At 35.4% G+C, this 21,380-nt stretch carries 20 protein-coding genes; 4 read left to right on the top strand and 16 right to left on the bottom strand.

Annotated features, from left to right (window positions below):
* Positions 1–3: 3 nt before the first annotated feature.
* The 11 genes from LY01_RS08860 to mnmA all read right to left on the bottom strand — a co-directional run bounded on the left by LY01_RS08860 (position 4) and on the right by mnmA (position 13,320).
* The gene (locus tag LY01_RS08860) at positions 4–1,215 is read right to left on the bottom strand and encodes a sensor histidine kinase (RefSeq protein WP_104515480.1); all 1,212 of its coding nucleotides are present in this window, start codon (positions 1,213–1,215) and stop codon (positions 4–6) included.
* Positions 1,202–1,750, bottom strand: coding sequence for a heme NO-binding domain-containing protein (locus LY01_RS08865; protein ID WP_104515481.1), 549 nt, complete (start codon positions 1,748–1,750; stop codon positions 1,202–1,204). The genes LY01_RS08860 and LY01_RS08865 overlap by 14 nt, the downstream gene beginning before the upstream one ends.
* Positions 1,750–2,166, bottom strand: a complete 417-nt coding sequence (locus tag LY01_RS08870; RefSeq protein WP_104515617.1) for a response regulator — start codon at positions 2,164–2,166, stop codon at positions 1,750–1,752. Before LY01_RS08870 ends, LY01_RS08865 begins: the two co-directional genes overlap by 1 nt.
* 253 nt (positions 2,167–2,419) lie before the next feature.
* Positions 2,420–3,856: a TolC family protein gene (locus tag LY01_RS08875; protein ID WP_104515482.1), complete on the bottom strand. Its 1,437-nt coding sequence runs from the start codon at positions 3,854–3,856 to the stop codon at positions 2,420–2,422.
* Positions 3,846–7,025 (bottom strand): efflux RND transporter permease subunit, encoded by a 3,180-nt coding sequence (locus tag LY01_RS08880; RefSeq protein WP_104515483.1) that lies wholly within the window; start codon positions 7,023–7,025, stop codon positions 3,846–3,848. Before LY01_RS08880 ends, LY01_RS08875 begins: the two co-directional genes overlap by 11 nt.
* 21 nt (positions 7,026–7,046) lie before the next feature.
* Positions 7,047–8,120 carry an efflux RND transporter periplasmic adaptor subunit gene (locus tag LY01_RS08885; protein WP_245890676.1) on the bottom strand — a complete coding sequence of 358 codons (1,074 nt, stop codon included), beginning with the start codon at positions 8,118–8,120 and terminating at the stop codon, positions 7,047–7,049.
* Between the two features lie 197 nt (positions 8,121–8,317).
* Positions 8,318–8,662, bottom strand: a complete 345-nt coding sequence (locus LY01_RS08890) for a hypothetical protein (protein ID WP_104515485.1) — start codon at positions 8,660–8,662, stop codon at positions 8,318–8,320.
* A 114-nt stretch (positions 8,663–8,776) separates the two neighbouring features.
* The gene (gene trhA / locus LY01_RS08895) at positions 8,777–9,412 is read right to left on the bottom strand and encodes a PAQR family membrane homeostasis protein TrhA (protein WP_104515486.1); all 636 of its coding nucleotides are present in this window, start codon (positions 9,410–9,412) and stop codon (positions 8,777–8,779) included.
* Positions 9,405–10,361: an NAD(P)H-dependent flavin oxidoreductase gene (locus tag LY01_RS08900; RefSeq protein ID WP_104515487.1), complete on the bottom strand. Its 957-nt coding sequence runs from the start codon at positions 10,359–10,361 to the stop codon at positions 9,405–9,407. Before LY01_RS08900 ends, trhA begins: the two co-directional genes overlap by 8 nt.
* A gap of 140 nt (positions 10,362–10,501) precedes the next feature.
* A complete protein-coding gene (locus LY01_RS08905; RefSeq protein WP_104515488.1) occupies positions 10,502–12,082 on the bottom strand; it encodes a S8 family serine peptidase in 1,581 nt (526 codons plus the stop codon).
* Between the two features lie 41 nt (positions 12,083–12,123).
* Positions 12,124–13,320 (bottom strand): tRNA 2-thiouridine(34) synthase MnmA, encoded by a 1,197-nt coding sequence (gene mnmA, locus LY01_RS08910; protein WP_104515489.1) that lies wholly within the window; start codon positions 13,318–13,320, stop codon positions 12,124–12,126.
* Between the two features lie 166 nt (positions 13,321–13,486).
* On the opposite strand from mnmA, the gene LY01_RS08915 reads away from it, so the two are divergent.
* The 3 genes from LY01_RS08915 to LY01_RS08925 all read left to right on the top strand — a co-directional run bounded on the left by LY01_RS08915 (position 13,487) and on the right by LY01_RS08925 (position 15,480).
* Positions 13,487–14,464 carry a fasciclin domain-containing protein gene (locus tag LY01_RS08915; protein WP_104515490.1) on the top strand — a complete coding sequence of 326 codons (978 nt, stop codon included), beginning with the start codon at positions 13,487–13,489 and terminating at the stop codon, positions 14,462–14,464.
* A 69-nt stretch (positions 14,465–14,533) separates the two neighbouring features.
* Entirely contained in the window at positions 14,534–15,001 is a 468-nt protein-coding gene (locus LY01_RS08920) for a transcription elongation factor (RefSeq protein ID WP_104515491.1), read from the top strand.
* 20 nt (positions 15,002–15,021) lie between these two features.
* Positions 15,022–15,480 carry a DinB family protein gene (locus LY01_RS08925; RefSeq protein WP_104515492.1) on the top strand — a complete coding sequence of 153 codons (459 nt, stop codon included), beginning with the start codon at positions 15,022–15,024 and terminating at the stop codon, positions 15,478–15,480.
* Here LY01_RS08925 and LY01_RS08930 read toward each other — a convergent pair whose 3' ends face one another.
* From LY01_RS08930 to LY01_RS08940, 3 genes are all read right to left on the bottom strand, one after another.
* Entirely contained in the window at positions 15,481–16,476 is a 996-nt protein-coding gene (locus LY01_RS08930) for a hypothetical protein (RefSeq protein ID WP_105023060.1), read from the bottom strand.
* A gap of 168 nt (positions 16,477–16,644) precedes the next feature.
* The gene (locus LY01_RS08935; RefSeq protein WP_104515494.1) at positions 16,645–17,010 is read right to left on the bottom strand and encodes a hypothetical protein; all 366 of its coding nucleotides are present in this window, start codon (positions 17,008–17,010) and stop codon (positions 16,645–16,647) included.
* A 118-nt stretch (positions 17,011–17,128) separates the two neighbouring features.
* Entirely contained in the window at positions 17,129–17,656 is a 528-nt protein-coding gene (locus tag LY01_RS08940) for a hypothetical protein (protein ID WP_104515495.1), read from the bottom strand.
* Between the two features lie 144 nt (positions 17,657–17,800).
* Here LY01_RS08940 and rluF point away from each other — a divergent pair, with 144 nt between their 5' ends.
* Positions 17,801–18,556: a 23S rRNA pseudouridine(2604) synthase RluF gene (gene rluF, locus LY01_RS08945; protein WP_104515496.1), complete on the top strand. Its 756-nt coding sequence runs from the start codon at positions 17,801–17,803 to the stop codon at positions 18,554–18,556.
* Between the two features lie 16 nt (positions 18,557–18,572).
* On the opposite strand, the gene LY01_RS08950 is transcribed toward rluF, so the two are convergent.
* Both LY01_RS08950 and LY01_RS08955 read right to left on the bottom strand, forming a co-directional pair.
* Positions 18,573–20,036, bottom strand: coding sequence for a TolC family protein (locus LY01_RS08950; RefSeq protein WP_104515497.1), 1,464 nt, complete (start codon positions 20,034–20,036; stop codon positions 18,573–18,575).
* On the bottom strand, positions 20,023–21,378 hold the full coding sequence (locus tag LY01_RS08955) for an HlyD family secretion protein (protein WP_104515498.1): 1,356 nt from the start codon (positions 21,376–21,378) through the stop codon (positions 20,023–20,025). Before LY01_RS08955 ends, LY01_RS08950 begins: the two co-directional genes overlap by 14 nt.
* Between the last annotated feature and the right edge of the window lie 2 nt (positions 21,379–21,380).

A 21,380-nucleotide genomic window follows, 5' to 3' on the forward strand; every position in this document is an offset into this window, starting at 1 on the left:
ATTTTATTTTTCTATGGTAAAAAAGAAAGTTGTGCCTTTACCCAAAGTACTTTCTAACCAGATACGTCCATTATATAAATCAACAATTTTCTTTACAATTGATAATCCTATACCGGTAGACTCTTCTCTTTTATTGAGAGATTGGAAAATCTGAAAAATCTTTTGATGGTATTCTTTATCGATTCCTATTCCATTATCTTTTACAGAAAAGGTATATTCTTTGTCACTCTCTTCAAAGTCTATTTCTATAAGACCTTTACTTTTATCGCTATAATTAACGGCGTTGCTTATCAAGTTTTGAAACAATTGCTGGATTTTAACTCGATCTACTTTAATCTTGGGAAGTGGTTTTATAACCGTACAATGTATATGCTCAGGAAAGTGTAGCAAGGTTATTATGTCGTCCATGACAATGTTTAAATCTACATTAGTAAGTGAGCTAGTATCTCCCACAATACTCGAGTATTCTAACACATCTGATATAAGTTGCTCCATTTTTTCTAGAGTAGCCTCTATCATGTCAAAGTTAGTTAACGTGTCTGGAGACAGCTTTCCTTCATTATCATCTTTAATCCAACTTATCAATGCATTTATACTGCGCAATGGTGACTTTAAATCATGAGATACCACATGTGCATATTCTTGCAGCTCATCATTACTCTTTTCTAGTTTTTTAAGAAGACTTTGTTTTTGTAATTCTAGACTTCTTAACTCTGTAATATCTCTAACTATTCCTTGTGCGGCAATAGGTCTATTATCGCTATCATAGATCATACTAGCATTAACATGTACGAGACGTATAGCACCATTTGCTATAGAGATTTTAATATTAAAATCTGTTATAGAGCCATTTTCATAAAGTTGTTGAAAGCTTTCTGCTAGTCTTTCATGTTCTTCAGGAATGACAAGGTTTAATAAATTTATTTTATCATCAACAGTGTAACCTAATAGTTTTTCTGCAGCTTCATTCATTTTAAGAACATTACCAGGAATGTCCATTACTACATAAGCGTCCACTATATTTTCAAAAACCCCTTTAAGTTCTGAAGTTTTTGCTTCTACCAGTTCTTCTAATTTTTTATTAGAAACTTCTAATTCTTTGGACTTAAAATATAGCTCTCTAGATTTTTCTTCTAGAATGCGCTCTGCTTCTTTACGAGCAGCTTTTTCACGAGCGATGGCTCGTTCATACATTTTAAGTTTATCCTCTGCCATGAATTTCAATACTGAATTTTACCTCTGTACCATTTTCTTTAATGTTCTCTACTAATATACTCGCTTTAGCATTAAAATGCTCTAGAGTTTTATTCATAAGTCCTTTACCGAATGATGACATCGCTCTACTCGATTTATAAATCATCACTAGTGTATTTTCAGTTTTTTCTACCACGGTAAAAGTAGGCAGTTCTGCATCAGGGTATATCTTGCGCACCTCTACGTGTATATGATTTTCTATAGAAGATAGCATTTCTATTGGGTCAGTAAATTCTTCTAAAAAGGTAGGATAACTCTTTTCTACTACACTAAAAAAATGTTCTCCATAAACAAAAAGCAAGTCGTTTATCGGTACTCCTGTTTCTTTATTCAAATTGGTCAACAGACTTAACATCTCTGAAAAACTATAAGTTCCTACAGCAGTGTATACGCCGTTAGAAGGCAAATCGGCATTACTAAGTATGGTATCTACCATTTCAAAGCCAAATTTCTCTTCTACTAATTCTAAAAATTCTGTAAAAACTATTCCTTTCATTATGCCTTAATTAATTCATTCATACTCCAGTACTGTAAAGCTACCTCAATTTTCTTTACGTAATCGTCATATTTGAGTGGTTTTATTATATAACCAGCAACACCTGTTTCATAACATGCAAGTACATCTTTACGATTATTAGAAGTAGTTAACATGACTGTAGGTATGTATTTTAATACATCATCCTTTCTAAGTATTCTTAAAAATTCAAGCCCATTTATCTTAGGCATATTGAGATCTAGAAAAATCACATCTGGAATCACTTTATCATCTCTCAATATAACAAGTGCTTCTTCTCCATTCTTTGCTTCTATAAGTTCATGACTCAACTCAAGTTTCTTAATTGCTCGTTTTAATTTCATTACTTCTATAGCATCATCTTCAATAAGAAGAATTTTAAGCTTTATATTTTCCAACAGTTCTATTTTAGAGTATCGCCAAATATGATCATAAATTATACATTTTTTGGATAAAGTTAGATCAATACCCATTTTAGTGTCGACGAATGACCGTTAAGTGTCGACGGAGCAAATTACCGATAGATTGTTTTTGTCTCGCTTTCGCGAAAGCGGAATTATAAAAAAGCTATTTCTACCTAAAAAAGAAATGGGTAATGCCATCCACATTACCCATTTCTAATCACTCCAATCAAATAATCTTACTCATAATTTAACGCCAGCCACCACCTAGTGCTTTATAGAGATCTACAGTTGCTATCATTTGCTCTTTTTTAGTATGGATCAATTCCTTGCGAGCCTCTAATGCATCACGCTGCGTTAAAAGCACCTCCATATAATCTGCTCTCGCATATTGAAATAGTTGGTTTGCTATCTCAATGGATTCTGTTAATGACTGTACTTGTTGCTCTTTTAAATTATAACTTTTAACGAGATAATCCAGATTAGAAACTTGATTTGCAACTTCTTTATAAGCATTTAAAAGTTGCTGCTCATACTCAAATGCAGCCTGTATCTGTCGGGAATTTGCATTTTTGTACGCTGCTTTAATAGCATTTCTATTTACTAACGGCGCCATAATGTCTGCCGCGGCAGAGTATAAAAGTGACTCTGGTGTGTTTAATAAAAACTTAGGATTAAAAGCATTAAAACCTACACCAGCTTTTATACCTATAGATGGATAGAAATCTGCCTTAGCAACTTTAATGTTTAAGCGACTTGCGGCTAGTTCTAATTCTGCCTGACGTACATCTGGTCTGTTTTGCAACAATTGTGACGGGATACCAGTTTGTACAATTTTAGGAACTAGGTCTATAAAATCTGTCGCATTTCTAACGATAGGTTGCGGTGTGCGACCTAGTAAAAAATTGATTTCATTTTCTGTCTCACGTATTTCTTGTTTTACGAGATATACTTCACTTTTGTTCTTTTGCACCTCTGCCTGAAAACGTTTTACTGCTAGTGATGTGGTACGTGCACCTTCTTTTAAAAGTTTAACCACTTCTAGTGCATTTTCCTGAATTTCGATATTCTGATTCAAATTTTGTAATTCATTATCAAGTGCAACGAGTTCATAATAAGAACGTGCCACTTCAGAAACAAGATTAGTTACCAGTAGATTTTTACCTTCTGTAGTGGCTAGATATTCTAGAACAGCAGCTTTTTTTGCATTTCTAAGTTTTTTCCAAATATCTAGTTCCCATGATGCAGTAGCTCCTAATTTAAAATCACCTAATGGATCTGGAAATGCTTTTCCATCTCTTATGTTTAAATTTTCTTCTACGGCACCATTGCGAGTGTATCGACCCACTTTTTCTACCTCAGCTCCTGCTCCTAGGTTTACAAATGGTAGGTACTCTCCTTTTCTAGTCTGAATCTCATTTTGAGACATCATGATCTTTTGGAGCATGATGTTTACTTCTTTATTATTCACAACAGCCTCATCAATAAGGTTTGTTAAAGCAGGGTCTTCAAAGAAGGTTTTCCAGTCTGCCTTTGCAGAGTTTACAGAATCTGTGACTTCATTTTGATATGTTGTCGGTAGATTCTTATTAGGATCTTTTTGAGTCACTTTAGGTAATGCACAAGAGTGCACTAATAGTACAATCAGTACAGCGACTAGGGCTTTTATTATTGAATTAGTCTTCATTTTTCTGATCGTTGTAGTTATACTCTTCCGTTAATGGTTCAAAATCTTCGTCCTTAATCATAGAACGTTTATCTGCTATAGTTGCAAATATGTAATACAGTCCAGGAATTACTAGAACACCGAATACGGTACCGAATAACATACCACCCATGGCAGATGTTCCTATGGTACGGTTACCTACAGCACCTGCTCCACTAGCTATTACTAGAGGTATAAGTCCTGCAATAAAAGCAAACGATGTCATTAAAATAGGACGGAAACGAACCTTTGCTCCTTCTATAGCTGCCTCTCTTATGGACATGCCTTGATTACGTTTCTGTACAGCATATTCTATAATTAAGACGGCATTTTTACCTAGCAGTCCTACCAGCATGACCAGACCTACTTGTGCATATATATCGTTTGCCAAACCTAGAATTTTCAATAAAAAGAAAGAACCGAAAATACCTACTGGTAAGGATAGAATTACTGCTAGTGGCAGTATAAAACTCTCATACTGTGCAGCAAGAACGAAATAAACAAATATCAACACGATTCCAAAAATGATAATCGCTTCATTACCTCTTCTAGCCTCGTCAAAAGAAAGTCCTTCCCATGCGATGTCATAACCTCTAGGCAGGGTTTCTTTTGCTACTTCTTGAACGGCTTTTATCGCATCATCTGTAGTAAAACCTTTTGCAGGGTTACCTCTTATCGCTGCAGAGTTGTACAGGTTATACCTAGTAACTTCATTAGGCCCTTGCTTTTTATTCAATTTCATAAAGGCAGAATAAGGTACCATTTCACCTACATCATTCTTTACATAATAATCCAGTATATCGCTAGGATATCTTCTGTATTCCGGACCAGCTTGAGTATATACTTTGAAAAAGTTATTGAATCTTGTAAAACCTTGTTCATAGGTACTACCTATTAGAATGTTTAAGTTTTCCATTGCAACACCTATAGAAACTCCCTTTTGCATAGCAAGAGCGTTATCTATCTCTAACTCATATTGGGGATAATTTGCTGCATAAAAGGTAAATAGACCACTCAACTCTTCTCTTTTACCTAGTGCATCCATAAAATCTTGATTGATTTTATCAAACTCTTGGTAATCTGTTTCATTGTTTTGATCTATTAAACGTAAGGCTAGACCGCCAGCTGCTCCATAACCTGGTACTGCAGGCGGCTCAAAAAACTCAATGACCGCACCCATCTTTTCAGTTTCCTCTTCTAGCTGTTCAATAATCTCGTGTACAGAATGCTCTCTATCTGACCAGTCTTTTAAATTGATCAAACAAGTACCAGCATTAGAGCCACGTCCTTCAGTTAAGATCTCATAACCTGCAAGGGATGAGACAGATTTGATTCCATCTATCTCTTCGGCTATGGCTTGTAACTGTCTAGAAACTTTATTAGTTTCTTCTAGTGTAGACCCTGGTGGTGTTTGCACAATAGCATAAATCATCCCTTGATCTTCATTAGGTATAAACCCTGCAGGAAGTGTTTTATTTACAAAGAATGTAGCGGCAATAAAAGCTCCTAAGACTACAATAGTTAATAAACGTCTTGAGACTATTTTCTCTAAAACATTAGTATATCGACCGGTTAGTTTTTCAAATAAATTATTGAAACCATCTATTAAATAAGTGATAGGTGTTTTACGTTTTTTCTTACCGTGATTGTTTTTTAAAATCATTGCACATAACACTGGTGTTAAAGTAAGTGCTACCACTGCAGATAAAGTAATTGCCGAAGCCATAGTAATAGCAAACTGTCTATAAAACACACCTACAGGACCACTCATAAATGCTACCGGCACAAATACAGCTACCATAAGCAAAGTAATGGCTACAATTGCACCACCTATCTCACCTAGAACTTGCTGCGCAGCTTTATATGGAGAAATACCAGGTACTTCTTCCATTTTTGCATGCACTGCCTCTACCACAACTATGGCATCATCAACCACAATCCCTATAGCAAGAACTAACGCAAACAATGTGATTAAGTTAATTGTTAAACCAAACATTTGCATTACAAAAAATGCTCCTATCAATGATATAGGAACTGCAAGAACTGGTATTAATGTAGAGCGCCAGTCGCCTAAAAATAGAAATACAACTAGAGATACTAAGATGAAAGCCTCTCCTAATGTGTGTATTACTTTTTCAATAGAAGCGTCTAAGAAATTAGAGACATCATAACTGACCTCATATTCCATACCTGCAGGAAAATCCTGCTTCATTGTTTCCATTTTTTCTTTGATCTGCTCGATAACATCACTGGCATTACTACCATATGATTGCTTTAAAACTATCGCCGCAGATGGATATCCATCTTTATTAGAATAAATATCAAAGAATTCACTTCCTAATTCTACTCGTGCAAGATCTTTCAGTCTTAATATCTCACCATCAGGACTTGCTTTTATAATTATATCTTCATATTCTTCTGGCTTATTGTACCTTCCTTTGTAAACTAGTACATATTCTAATGATTGTGCTTCCTGACCAGAACTACGACCTAATCGCCCTGGTCTACCGATAACACTTTGCTCATTAATGGCTTCCATAACCTCTTCTGTAGAAACATTATATGCTCGCATGCGATCTGGTTTTAACCATAAACGCATCGCATACTGTCGACTACCTAGAATCTTTGCACTAGAAATACCGTTTACCCTTTTTATTTCAGGAATCACATTTGCATTAGCATAGTTGTACAAAAACTTTTCATCGTCATTTTTGTTTTTACTAAAGAGATTCACGTACATCAACATACTAGGTTGTACCCTAGAAACTACTACACCTTCTAGTTGTACTAGTGGTGGTAATTTATTGATAACCTGATCTACACGGTTCTTAACGTTAACCACCGCTACGTTAGGATCTTCACCTAATTCAAAAATTATTTGAATAGTAGCCTCTCCTGCACTAGTTGCGTCAGACACGATATATTTCATTCCTTGTACACCATTTATCGCTCTTTCTAGCGGTATAAGTGTCGTATTAGTAAGTACCTCAGCACTAGAACCTGGATAGGCTACAGTAATAAGTACACGTGGTGGGGCTATTTCTGGAAATTGCGAAATAGGAAGACTCTTAATCGATAATCCACCTATGATCATAATAATCAACGAGACTACTATGGCCAGTACTGGTCTTTTTATAAAATTTTTAAACATCTTATTATTTTTTGAAACCTATTATTCAGCTACTAGCTTTAAGTCTGCTAGTACTGTTTCTGGTTCTATGAAGTCTGTATTTATTTTTTGCCCATTACGCACTTTTCTTAATCCATCAATTAATATGCGGTCGTTGCTATCTATACCGTCTTTAACGATATACAGATAAGGCAATTCTTCTAAGATGCTTATCTGACGTTGTTCTACTTCTTCTTTATCGTTCACGACGAAAACGTACTTTTTATCAAGAATCTCGAATGTTGCTTTTTGAGGAATTATTTTAGCATTCTTGAACGGTATATTCATCAAAATGTTCCCAGTCTGTCCATGTCTTAAAAGACTTTCTGGATTAGGAAATGTAGCTCTAAACTCGATGTTACCAGTCTCGTGATTAAACTCACCTTCTATAGTTTCTACTTTTCCTTTATGATTAAAAATAGCCGAATTTGCCATTTGTAATTGAACACTAGAAGCGTGTGTCGTAGTATCCGTTACATAATTAATATACTCAGACTCAGGAACATTAAAGTATACCCACATCTTACTATTGTCAGATATTTTAGTAAGCAATTCACCTTCTTCAAGTAGGCTACCTTCTCTTGCTTCTAGATGATCCATAATCCCAGTAAAAGGAGCGTGAATAGTGGTGAAATTTAAATGTGTTTGCGCCATACGAACTTCCGCATTTGCTTTTGCAAGTCTAGCTTCTGCAAGAGCTAGTTCATTTTTAGAAACTACATTTTTATCAGATAACATTTTTGTGTTATCATATTCTATTTCTGCAGCTCTTGCTTCAGACTTTGATTTTTGAAGTTCGGCTTTGTAGACATTTGCATTTATAGCAAACATGGTCTGCCCTTTTTCTACTTTCTGTCCTTCATCGACATATATTTTTTGAAGATAACCTCGTTCTAAGGCTCTTAACTCGATATGACGCATCGCATGGATTTGACTCACATACTTTCTAGTTATGGTAGTATCTTTTAAAATTAGATTTGTTACTCTTAGAGTAGGGATGGATTTATGTTTTTCTTCTTTGTGCTGGCAACTCACAACAAGTAAGGCCATTACTATAAAAGGAATGATTTTTTTCAACGGAATGATGTATTAATTGATAGATAAATTGAGTGAGTTTAATTCAAGACATAGCAGTGTATAGAAAGCAAAAAACTTTCATAACCTACTGATTAATAAAATAAATTAAACTGAGTATCGGAATCACAGATAGAGACAGCAAAGGACTGTCTATAAAACACCTCTAAAAGGTGAAACCTGTAATTAATGGATAAAACCTAGACTCTGATATCTTCGTAAATGAGATACAAATTCTGTTGAGAAACTAAATAAACACCTTCTCTAGTAGTGAAATTTTCTTTTTTGAAAGAGTTTACTTCGGCAATAATATTACTCGAGGTGGAATGAAATAAGCTAGAAACGGTATCTGTAGAATCTTTCTCACTAACCTCTTCTTCTTCACCTACTTCTTCATAAGCGTCTATCTTTTCTTTAGAATCGTGATCTTCTTGTTGTATAGTAACGAGATTACTCAATAAACCATCATATGATGAGGAATCACCAGTTGAGGCTAGATTAAGAAAACTAGCAAATAAGAATAATAACAGCGTACTGTATTTCACGTCTTTCTATTGAGACTTCAAAATTATATAAGAAGACGTTAAGATAATATGTCTTAGTAGTACTTTAACATAAATAATCAATGAAGAAAATAAATAAGAAACTCAAAGTACTGATTATCTACCTTGTACTATACTCCATACCATGGCGGCATGACTAAGACTACCTCCTAAAACAAAAACATGCCAGATGACATGATTAAAATAAAGCTTATTCCACGCATAAAAAATGATTCCTACGGTAAAGAAAACACCACCAGCAATTAGAAGATTCATTTGTAAATCTGTAAAAGCATCACTTAGAGTTTGCAAATCAAAGACAATCATCCAGCCCATTACTAGATAAAGAATGCTAGAAAAAGCCTCAAATTTACCTGTAAAGAAAAGTTTCCAAATAATTCCAAATACAGCAATTCCCCAAACCGCAGCAAGTATATACCAGCCACTGGATTGTTCTAAAGTAATAAGGCATACTGGTGTGTAGGTACCAGCAATAGAACCATATATAGAGATGTGATCTAATTTTCTCAGTTTAAACTTTAATTTACTAGGCTCTACTTTATGATAAACTGTAGAAGAGAAATATAAAAACAATTGAGATAACACATATACAAGAATAGCTGGCAGCATGTAATCTACTGACCAGTTAGCCTCATAAATTAAGCCTATGGTAATCGCTATGAATAAAAGAAAACCAAAACCATGAGTGATTACATTCCACTTTTCTTCTATTGCAGTTTGAGTTCTAGCCATTTAAAGAAAGGTTAGATAATTCTTTTCTAGCTTCTTCAAATTCTGTAACCATATCCACCACCACTTGTGCAGCAGGAATAATATCGTTTATTAATCCAGAGACTTGTCCTATTTCTAATTCTCCTTCAATTAAATCTCCTTCAAACATTCCTTTTTTTGCTCTCGCTCTACCTAAAAGCTCTTTTAAATCTTCTGGAGTGGGCGCTTTTTTGTAAAGTTCTTGAACATCGTTCCAAAATTTGTTACGTATTAAGCGTACTGGTGCTAGTTCTTTTAAGGTTAAGTGAGTTGCTCCTTCACCTGCCTCTACCACAGCATTTTTAAAATTCAAATGACTACTCGCCTCATGTGTTGCAACAAATCTACTACCTACTTGTACACCATCTGCCCCTAGAGTCATGGCTGCTAGCATACCACGACCAGTGGCTATACCACCTGCAGCAATTAATGGAATATCAATAGCTTGTGCCACTTGCGGTATAAGAGTCAAAGTGGTAGACTCTTCTCTACCATTATGTCCACCAGCTTCAAAACCTTCGGCAACCACGGCGTCCACACCAGCTTCTTGAGATTTTAAGGCAAATTTTACAGAGCTTACTACATGAACCACGGTTATTCCAGCATCTTTTAAACGCTTTGTGTAGGTTTTAGGATTTCCTGCACTTGTAAAAACTATAGGTACTTTTTCTTCTATTATTATTTGAAGAATTTCCTCTAAATCTGTATAAAGAAGTGGAACATTTACCCCAAAAGGCTTATCTGTCCCTGCTTTTGTTTTTTGAATATGCTCTCTCAATACTTCTGGATACATAGAACCTGCACCTATTAATCCTAATCCACCAGCATTACTTACCGCAGTGACTAGTTTATGACCGCTTGCCCATATCATACCACCTTGAATAATAGGGTATTTAATTTTGAAAAGCTGAGTAATTGCGTTTTGAGACATAGATTTTGCTACTTGAATTTGATTGTGCTACAAATTTAAGGAAGATTAAATAGTTACAGTCTTCCCTTTGCTAAGAGCTTAATATTTAATTTAGAAAAGGCTTCAATATGAATAAAACACATTAAATAATACTAATTCAATTACCTAATCACCACTTTATAAGTAACATCACTTTGATCTATAGTAAAAAGATACAATCCACTAGAGACTTGGTTAAGATCTATAAAACCATCTTGTGTTGTCGCTTTTTTAATGACCTGCTGCCCTTGCAAGTTATAGAGCTGGAAAGAGGTTACGTTTTCGCCTTGAGCAGTATTAAAAAACAGAGTTTTATCTTTTACGTAATAATTAAAATCTTGTGTATTAAAACTGACAGAACTAAGTGTCTGTTGTGCTGCGCCAAAATCAGGAATTCCATAACCTAATAAATTATCTGGCAACATGGACTGGTCACTACTAGCACGCACGGCATCTATTATTTGTTGCGGTGTGAGATTAGGAAATGCTTGCATGAGACATGCCATCGCGCCGCTTATCATGGGTGCACTGAACGATGTACCACTAGTGGTCACAAGATTACCAGACTCATCTATACTCGCAGTCGCGCTACCTTGTGCTGCAATATCAGGACGTATGCGACCGTCTACGGTAGGTCCTATGCTTGAGAAACTAGATTTTGCTCTTGTGTCTGTTACAGACCCTATGGCAAATGCTCCTAAAGCGTCTGCAGGAGAGGCAACATAAGGATGCGTGGTGCTGTTACCAGAATTACCTGCACTGGTCACTACTATTATCCCTTTTTCAAAAGCAACATTAGTCCCTTGAGATATAAAAGAAGTGACACCATTCATGTCCTGGTAATCGAGACTTTCTGCCGTGTTATCAAAGCCTAAATAGCCCAAAGAAACATTAATAACATCTACTCCTAGAGAATCGGCACGCTCTGCAGCCTGCACCCAGTAGGACATCTCTGCTGGTGTTTCTTGTGCTCCTTCTTCTGTACGGAATAAGTAATAACCAGCGTCTGGTGCGGTACCTTCAAAATTATTAGGATCATTTCCTGCCATGACACTCAGTACTCTAGAGCCATGAAAGTTATCTTCATAAATAGAATTATCTCGTTGTACAAAATCCCAAGTTCCTTTAATACCATTATTGTTGCGCAATTGTGCAAAACCTGTATTTATGTCTACGTTAGGAAAACCAGAGTCTGTTACTGCTATTAACATTCCTGCACCGGCGTTACCTGTATTGTGTAAATCATCTAGGCCTATCATTTCTATCTGATTTCTAGCTGTTCCATAAACCAGAGGTGTGGTAACCATGTTTGCAAATTTATCACGATTGCTTACAGACGCACTTTTTGTAGGGTCTGTATAATCTATACTAGAAACAAAAGGCAAACTGGCCAGTGCATCGATAGCTGTCGTAGTACCTACCACATGCACACAGTTAAACCACTTAGACTGGGCTTTATAACTTATACCTGGCTGACTTTTTATTTGTGCTACATATATTTGATTCATAGGCACATCACGATCGTCTATCGCAATGTTATGTCTCATTTTACGATCTATAGATCTTTGAGTCAGTATACTCTGCGGATTTGCTAACGACGTCGCCACATTAGGTTTATCTACAAAATAAACCAATGCATGAAAATCTTGTGCATTTGTAGCAATAGAAATAAATGCAAAAAGAATAAATATTATTTTTTTCATAGAAGTAAATTTACACTTATTCTATCACAATTTGCGTGATACTAAGCTATTACCCCAGATCCTAAACAGTCATTATCTTGATACCATGCTACAAACTGACCTGGAGAGATCGCGCTTTGCTCGTCATTAAAAATGACATAAAGACCATCTTCTGTGCGGTGCAAAGTTGCTGGCTCTAGAGTCTGTCTGTATCGTATACGCGCCATAACATCTAGAGTCTCACCTACTGCTATTTCTAGATCTTCTCTTATCCAGTGCGTCTCTGCAGCTGTTACAAATAATCCACGACGGTATAAACCTGGGTGTTGTTTTCCCTGACCTACATAAATAGTATTGGTATTTACATCTGTCTCTATAACAAAAAGAGGCTCTGGTGTACCACCTACGGCTAGTCCTTTGCGCTGCCCACGAGTAAAATAATGAGCACCTTGATGTACTCCTACCTTTTTCCCGTCTGTAGGTTGATATTTACGCTTTCGCGAAAGCGTAACCAATTCATTCCCCTCGCCAGAATCTGCAGCAGCATTTACTTCTAGCATTTTATCACGACTGGTTTGTGCATCTATTTCTACAATGTCACCAGCTTTTGCTTGTAACTTCTGTTGTAAAAAATCTGGCAATCTTACTTTACCTATAAAACACAATCCTTGAGAATCTTTCTTTCCTGCGGTAATTAAATCTTGCTCAGCAGCTATTTCTCTTACCTCAGGTTTTTGAAGATGACCTATTGGAAAAAGAGTTTTAGCCAGTTGTTTTTGAGACACCTGACAAAGAAAATAGCTTTGATCTTTATTTGCGTCTGCTCCACCTATTAAGTGATGTATTTCTTTACCGTTTTCTACGGTGGTTGTTTTCTGGCAATAATGTCCTGTTGCAACATAATCTGCCCCAAGTTCTAGTGCTATATCCATAAACACATCAAACTTAATCTCGCGATTACACAATACGTCTGGATTAGGCGTGCGCCCACTCGCATACTCGTCAAACATGTAATCTACTATGCGCTCTTTATATTGCTCACTTAAATCTACTGTTTGAAAAGGGATACCTAGTTTATCTGCAACCAGCATTGCGTCGTTAGAATCTTCTAACCACGGGCACTCATCACTTATAGTAACGGTGTCATCATGCCAGTTTTTCATGAAGAGACCTATCACCTCATGACCTTGTTCTTTTAATAAATGTGCCGCTACACTTGAGTCTACGCCACCAGAAAGTCCTACTACTACTTTTGCCATGGTGCAAAAATACAATAAGAGTCAACTATAAGAGTTTTTAACGTGTTAGATTTTTCTTATCGCTACAAGTACTTTCTCTATCAAAAATAACGAGAGTTTCCACTTGCAACTAGCAATATAAATGCTTTGATTTCGTTATTTTGCAAGCTGAAAAAGAATATTGAAAATGATGAATACTTTTAAGAAATACACCATAGCTATTTTTGCTACTGTAGCTTTATTATTTACCGCTTGTGAAGATGCAGATGATGGTGGTAATATAATACCTGGCGTTAACTCGATACTCAATCAGACAGAAAACAATGCAGATCTAAGCATGTTAAACGCTGCACTTATAAGAACAGGTTTAAATACTACCTTTAATTCTTCAGTTACTTATACTTTATTTGCTCCTAACAATAATGCTTTTACAAATTACCTGACCGCTAACGGTATCGCTAGTATAGATGATATTCCTGTAGCAGACTTAAGGGATATCCTTCAATATCATACATTAACGACCGAGGTTACTACCGATGTAATGACTACCGATTATATAAAAACACTAGGTAAAGATGACGAGATAGAATTTCTAGATTTATTTATAGAAACAGGTACTTCTATTCTATTAAACGGTAATGTAACTATTATAGATGCAGATAACGACGCAGATAATGGCGTCGTACACATAGTAGATACTGTGATAGAATTACCGACTGTCTTTTCTTTAATTGCTGCAAATCCAGAATTCAGTGAACTGACTGCAGCTTTACAAACAAATGGATTACAAACTGACCTTTCTAATACGGATGGTACTTTAATGGATCCTTATACCATTGTTGCACCTAACGATGCTGCATTTCAGGCACTGGTAGACTTAAACACTACAGACGAGTTTGATTCTATTGCAGACATAACAGGTCAGACAGACATAGACGAAGATTTATTATACCACGTAGTAGGTAATGACCGTTTACGTTCTGGAGATCTTAGTACTGGTTTAAGAGTTAACACTTTAAGACCTAGCACATCTTTTACTGTAGATATAAGTGCTGGTACGGTTATAACAGACGGCACAATGAACACAGCAAATGTTACTACTACAGACATTACAGCTATTAATGGTGTGGTGCATATTATTGATTTATTTATACGCAGTAATTAATTACACACTATTCTTATTTTAAAAGTCTCGTTTAAAACGAGACTTTTTTTATTCTATATTTACTTTTATATGAGTATTATCGATTTTCCTGAATTTAAAAAAGCTATCAACACATACTGTCTAGAAACTGTAGGTGAACGATTATCTATTATAAAAAAAAATCTAGATTCTTTGATGGATGCAAAGCGCAATGAAACTAAAAGTAGCGCTGGTGATAAATATGAGACAGGAAGAGCGATGATTCAAAATGAAGAAGAACTCTATAAAAGACAACGAGCAGAAACATCTATTATCTTAGATCAACTCCTGCGCATCGATCCTGATAAGGAATGCTCCTTTATAGAACCTGGAGCCCTTGTTGTACTTCCGTCCGGTTATTTTTACATAGGCGCCGGAATGGGAAAACTAGTGGTTAATCATATAGATTGCTTTGCAATATCTCTATCTTCACCTATAGGACAGGCATTAAAAAGTAAAAAAAAGGGAGATACTATTCTATTCCAAAATCGGGAAGTAATGATACTTAACGTATATTAATTTAAATGCTCCACTCCATTATGTCAGATCAATTATACAATCAATTAACTGAAATTAAACCCTTTATAAACAAAGGAGATATAGAAAATAATAAAGTTTCTAAAAAAGGAACTTACTGGCACATAGATCATAGTTTACAAATATTAAATTCCATATGCGAGGTATTAGAACACTCTAATCCTGGAGATTATCAACCTAAATTTTCTTTTACCAAATTCATAATAATGAAAACTGGTTACATACCTAGAGGTAAAGGCCGCGCACCTAAACAAACCTTACCGCAAAATATCAAGACTAAAGAAGAACTATTAATAGAACTCGATAAAGCTGAAAAGGCTATAAAAAGTCTTAATACTTTACCTAGTAATAAGACTTTTAGACATCCTCTTTTTGGATGGTTAAACCTAGAAGACACGATTAAATTTATGGGAATACACACGCATCATCATATTAAAATATTGAGAGATATTGTGAAGTAATTATTTGCTCAGTTTATCATAATAAAGATAAGCGCCATCTTTAGCTTTACTACCGAATAATTCCTTAGCCATGTTTTCTTCAATATAAACACTATGCATAGACTCAAAATTTATGTCAGTGTCCTTACCATACCTATTTCTTTTAAATTTATTAAAAGAAACTCTTGCTCCATTTACTAGCACTAAAGGTTGAGGGTCAGAAACTCTATAATGGCTTACACCTCCTAACATCATCACCATATAACTAGCTAGAACATCTTGATTCTTTCCTAAATCAGTTTTTGAGATAATTACGTTTTTAAATTCAAAATGAGGATTATATATAAGACCGTTGTCTTCTCTTTCTATTGCCTTTATATCACTAAACTCATAACTCACTAAGTTTTTATCCTTAATTAAATGAGTAGGGACTTTTAAAACATAATTCCCTTGCGCGTCAGAATAGGTGGTTACATAATCAGTTAGACCATAAAAAGTGATTTTTGCATTTTCTATGTTTCTTTTATTTTCTTTAGATTTTATAGTACCCTTTATTTGAACAATTTCTTCAACTCTAGAAGTTGTAGCTGTTTCTATAGAAGCGTTATTTACTGCCACATTTTTATTAACTACTGCTTTATTCTCCTTACCATCTTGATAAGTATCGATCACCTTTTCAAAAGGCTCTGTAACTTTTAAAGGATTAGTTTGCCCATTACCTAAAGTGACTGCGCCTAAACTTGCTGCCATCATTAGACTCGCCGCTGTATTAGAATAAGGAATTTGAAAATAGTCTTTATCTGCTATTATTACTGGCTGTCTTAACTGGTTAGAAGACATTCTACCACAAGTGTTTTTATTTGCTTTTAAATACACCAATACTTCTTCAGGAGTTTTTCCTGTAAAATCGATAACGCTTTTTGAACATAAGTCACAAAATCTACCTTTTTGATCAGGTGTCATCTGGCTCCAGTCTTCGTCACAGGTATTGTCAAATTTGATTTGGTATGATTTCATAATACTTCAATTTTACAAGTAACTATCTAGGTGTTACTAAATTTACAAAATAAAAGTATATGATTTACAGCATCCTTTCTAGTCAGATTGAGTGAATACTGCATATCAATTAGTGAAAACTAAAAAACCAGCCTAACGGCTGGTTTTTGAATACTATAATTAAGAAGATTACTCCTCTTCTTCGTCTTTTTTCTTCACTTTGGGAACAAACAAAGCCGCACGTTGCAATAACTTTTCAGATACTTTAAACTCTCCACTAAAGTGATAGTTTGCATCTTCTCGAGCATATTTAAAATAAGCAGTTTTTGCCCATCTTAAATCAGTTGCTTTTTTAAGAAACTGATCGTGTGTAAGAACTTGCTCCACCTCATCATTTTTCCAAACGAGTACTTTGTACATTCCTACACCATTTTTCATACTTCTTTCTATCACCTCTCTGAAGGATTCTGATGGAAAAACGTGCACGCCATCTTCAGTAACTTTGTAGTCTAGGTCTTTGAATAAGATGTCAGTAAGGAATTGTTCTAAAGTCATTATCTATTTAATTTCTAATTGCAAAGGTACTGCTATCATCTCTCAAATTGATTAAAGAAATAGGTAATTAATTAAAGATGGATGTAGATTCCGCTTTCGCGAAAGCGAAACACAAATATTACTGAATATTACCTAACGGATTTAAGGGATCATAACCAGGTTGAAACTGAGCTTGTACATGAGGTTTATTCAAATCTAATATGGTAAAAATACCTAAGACAATACCCAAAACTCCTGTGATACAGTTAATGATAGCTATCGCAAAAATGAAGTTGTAATTGCGTCTTTCCTTAATGTATTTACCTGCGAGGAGTGTCAAGATCCCAATAGTCACTGTTATTAAAAACCCTATCCCACCTATAATAACGAATATATTACCTGGATGAAAAGGCATATCTACATCGCCTTGCATAGGTGCAAACGTCATTGCAGTACCTATAAACATATATAATAGAAAGAATAATGAAAATAGTATGGTTAAGATACCTTTTACGAGGTGTAAAGTCGCAAAGGTGCTTAAATTATCTGTAGGCATGTAATTATAATAATGCTGCTGGTATTGCTGTGAACCAGAAGGTTGCCCATATTGCTGTTGTTGTTGTTGTTGTTGTTGTTGATTTGGATTGTTGTTTTGGTTCGTTTCCATAATGATAGCGTTTAACTATAAGTAGTCGCGATACTTATTTTGTTACATGGGTATATTAATGATCAAGGATTTATCAATTATATATAATCCTTAAAGTGTAAAAAGTAGAATGTAAAATATGGTACAAAATCCTACCTTTGCAACATGTCAGAAACTACAGGAATACGTATTAATAAATACTTAAGTGAGCAAGGGTTTTGCTCTCGTCGCGCTGCAGATAAATTAATCGAGCAAGAACGTGTAACTATTAATGGTAAAGTACCAGAAATGGGGACTAAAGTAATGCCCAATGATGCTGTTGCTGTAGATGGAGAATCTATCTCTAAGAAGAAAGAAAAGCCTGTTTACATAGCTTTTAACAAGCCTGTAGGTATTGTGTGTACTACAGACACACGTGTTGAAAAAGACAATATTATAGATTTTATCAACTACCCTACGCGTATTTTTCCTATCGGTAGACTGGATAAAATGAGTGAAGGATTAATTTTACTTACTAACGACGGCGATATCGTGAACAAGATATTGCGCTCTCGTAACAACCATGGTAAGGAATACATAGTTACCGTAGACCGTACAATTAATGAGGATTTTATTAGAAAAATGGCATCTGGAATACCTATTCTCGATACGGTTACTAAAGAATGTGAAGTGGAACAAATAGGTCGCAAGACTTTTAAAATAATTCTCACACAAGGACTTAACAGACAGATACGTCGCATGTGTGAATATCTAGACTATCGCGTGACTAAATTAAAACGTGTGCGCATCATGAATATTCCTCTAGATGTAGCGCATGGTACATATAGAGACCTGACTAAAGAAGAGTTAAATAAACTTAACGAGCTGACTAGTGAGAGTTCTAAAGAATACCATAGACAAAAAGCGCAAGGAAATAACTAACTGTTTAAACAGCTAGTTATAAATTCTCTGGCACTATAGCTAGGCTATTAAATAATCGAGCTTTTGAGCCCAATAATTTCATACCTACTTCTAGCCTTTTAAGACTGGCTTCTATTAATTTAGTCTCTCTAGAGTTGATTAAAAATAGAGAGCTATCTCCTAATTCAAATTTACGCTCCTCTGCAGTGAGCATGAGTCTAGAATCTTGCTCGATCTCTTGTGTGATTTCATTTTGCACGAGATAAGAATCGATCTCACTAAATATTCCTTTTATTTTATTCTCTATCGCTAGACTAGAAGATAGAATATCATATTCTGCATCCTGTAATTTAATTTGAGCTAGCTTTAAATCACCACGTTCTTTCCTTAAAAATAAAGGTACAGAAAATTTTACACCAGCTTTATAATCACTTAATTTATATGAGCTTGCGTTATTCCAGTCTGGTGATAAAACATCATATTTTGCTTCTATTTTAGGCAACAATTTATTTGCTTTGAGTTTTTTATCTACCTCTAACTGATCCATTTTAAGATTTAATGCTAGAATTTTAGGATGATTATCTACCGTAAAAAGATCTAGAGACTGTCCCATGATTTCTAGTGCAGCATCTATTTGAGAAATAAGTTCTTCTTCTGGAATCACATTTTCTTGCAATTCTACTGGTACGTCATCTATCCATAGATAATTTGATAATTCTAGGCTTTTCTTTATAAAATCTATCTTTGCCTGCTCATAGCCCAAGAGTCTTTTTTTAACCGCAATGCGCGCTTCTACAGAATCTATAACGGCCTTATCTCCCGTTTCTACACTGCGTTTTACACCTCTTAATCTAGTTTTGGCATTTTTTAAAATACCATTAAATAGATCTATTTCTTGCGATGCTTGCCACCATTCAAAGTAAACTTGTGTCGCGTCATATATAACAGCATTAACTAGTAAATCTTTTTCTGACTGGGTTTGTTGTTTAAATAACTTTGCTTTTCTCAAAGTTGCCATACGGTCATTAATCCATAATCCCTGACCTAATTGTACACTAACACCAGCACTGTAAAGCCCATCTTCTGGAACAGTAAGTGATGGATCTAGAAACTCACCTTTATTACGCTCTGCACCTGCTTTAAATTCTACACCATACCATGTTGGAATTTTAAATGCGCCGCTTAACTCGTCATAATATTCTGTTCCTTTAAAATCTTTACGATTATAATCTACCTCTATTTTAGGGTCAAAACCACCACGAGCCTTTAACAATTGTGCCTGACCTTCGTCTATTACTAGATTTGCTTGTTTTACAACTGGGTGGTGCTTTTTTACGTAGCCTAAAAACTCTCTAAGACTCATTACCGTAGTATCTAGAGATATAGTTTCTGGAGGTTGTTGTAGGTCTCGCTTTCGCGAAAGCGGAGCCGCCATCACACTTAAGGAAACCATTAATAACACTATCGTAAAACAAATAGAGAATGATTTATTTCTTCCCATTCTGATCTTTTTTAGTAGTTTGAGGTGTGTAATAATTAGGTGGGAAACCGTTGAGTTTACGCCACAATTCATACCAGATAGGCACATCTTCTAACAAGGCAATGGTGCGCGCACCAGAACCTGGACGCAAGGCATCTGGCCACTCATGGTCTTCCTCATCTGGAGCAAGTAGCACACGGTATTTACCATTGTTACTTATAAAGGTCTCTACAGCAACGACTTTTGCACCATAGGTTCCATAAGATGCGTTAGGCCATCCTGAAAATATAATCACTGGCCAGCCGTCAAATTGCACACGCACTTCTTCTCCTACGTGCATAAGTGGTAAATCTATAGGCTCGATAAATGTTTCTACAGCCAGATCATAATTAGTAGGCATGATATTGATAAGCGCCTCTCCATCTTTAAAAGTCTCACCTATACCACCTTTTATTGCTTTATTTATAAAACCATCTTGTGGTGCGGTAACAAAGTACAAGTCGTTTCTAATTTGATAATTAGTACGATCTGTCTCTAGTTTACTGACCTGCGCTTCTACATCTAACTGACTCGATTGTGCCGTGAACTGATCACTTCTCGCCTTTGCTATCTTCTCAGCATATTCTTGTCTTATCCGGTTAAGCTCTATCTCTGCATTAATTAATGAATTTCTACTTTGCAATAACTTTTGCTGCTGAGATATTGTTTTAGATTGGGTTGTTCTAGCTTTTAGGTTTTTCTCTTCTACGTCTGCCTGAGATTTGAAACCTTCTTTTTCTAGCGTCTCTGTACGAGTTAATTGTGTTTGAGCAATTTGCTCGTCGTTTTTTGCTGCTTCTAGATCTGTACTGTCTTGAATAATTTTAAGTCGGGACTGGATCAACTTATTTTTTGCTTGATCTAACTTTAACTCGCGCTCTCTTCTTATAGCTACTATCTGGTTATCTAGCGCGGCTATTTTCTCACGATACGATTCTACACTAGCAGATTTTGCGTCTATCTGTTGTCCTGTACGATCTACTAGATTAGGGTCAAAGTATTCACTTTTAACCTCGCTTATTTTTAAAATGGTATCCCCTTTTACCACTCTATCACCTTCTTTTACATACCACTCTACAATACGACCTGCAATAGGAGACTGCAGCGTTAATGGTCTTTGATCTGGTGTTAATGTGGTAATAAATCCATTACTACTCACATTTTGAGTCCAAGGAAAAAACATTAATATGATGGCAAATATGGCAAAACCACCTAAAAATCTATTGAAGAATTTAAAATGCTTGCGCTTCAATACTCTTCTACCAGCCTTAAAGTTATTTAAGTCCAGCTGTTCTGAAAGTTTATTTTTAGAAATATTAAGCATAG

The organism is Nonlabens xylanidelens (assembly GCF_002934445.1).
In the GTDB taxonomy this organism is placed as follows: Bacteria; Bacteroidota; Bacteroidia; order Flavobacteriales; family Flavobacteriaceae; genus Nonlabens; species Nonlabens xylanidelens.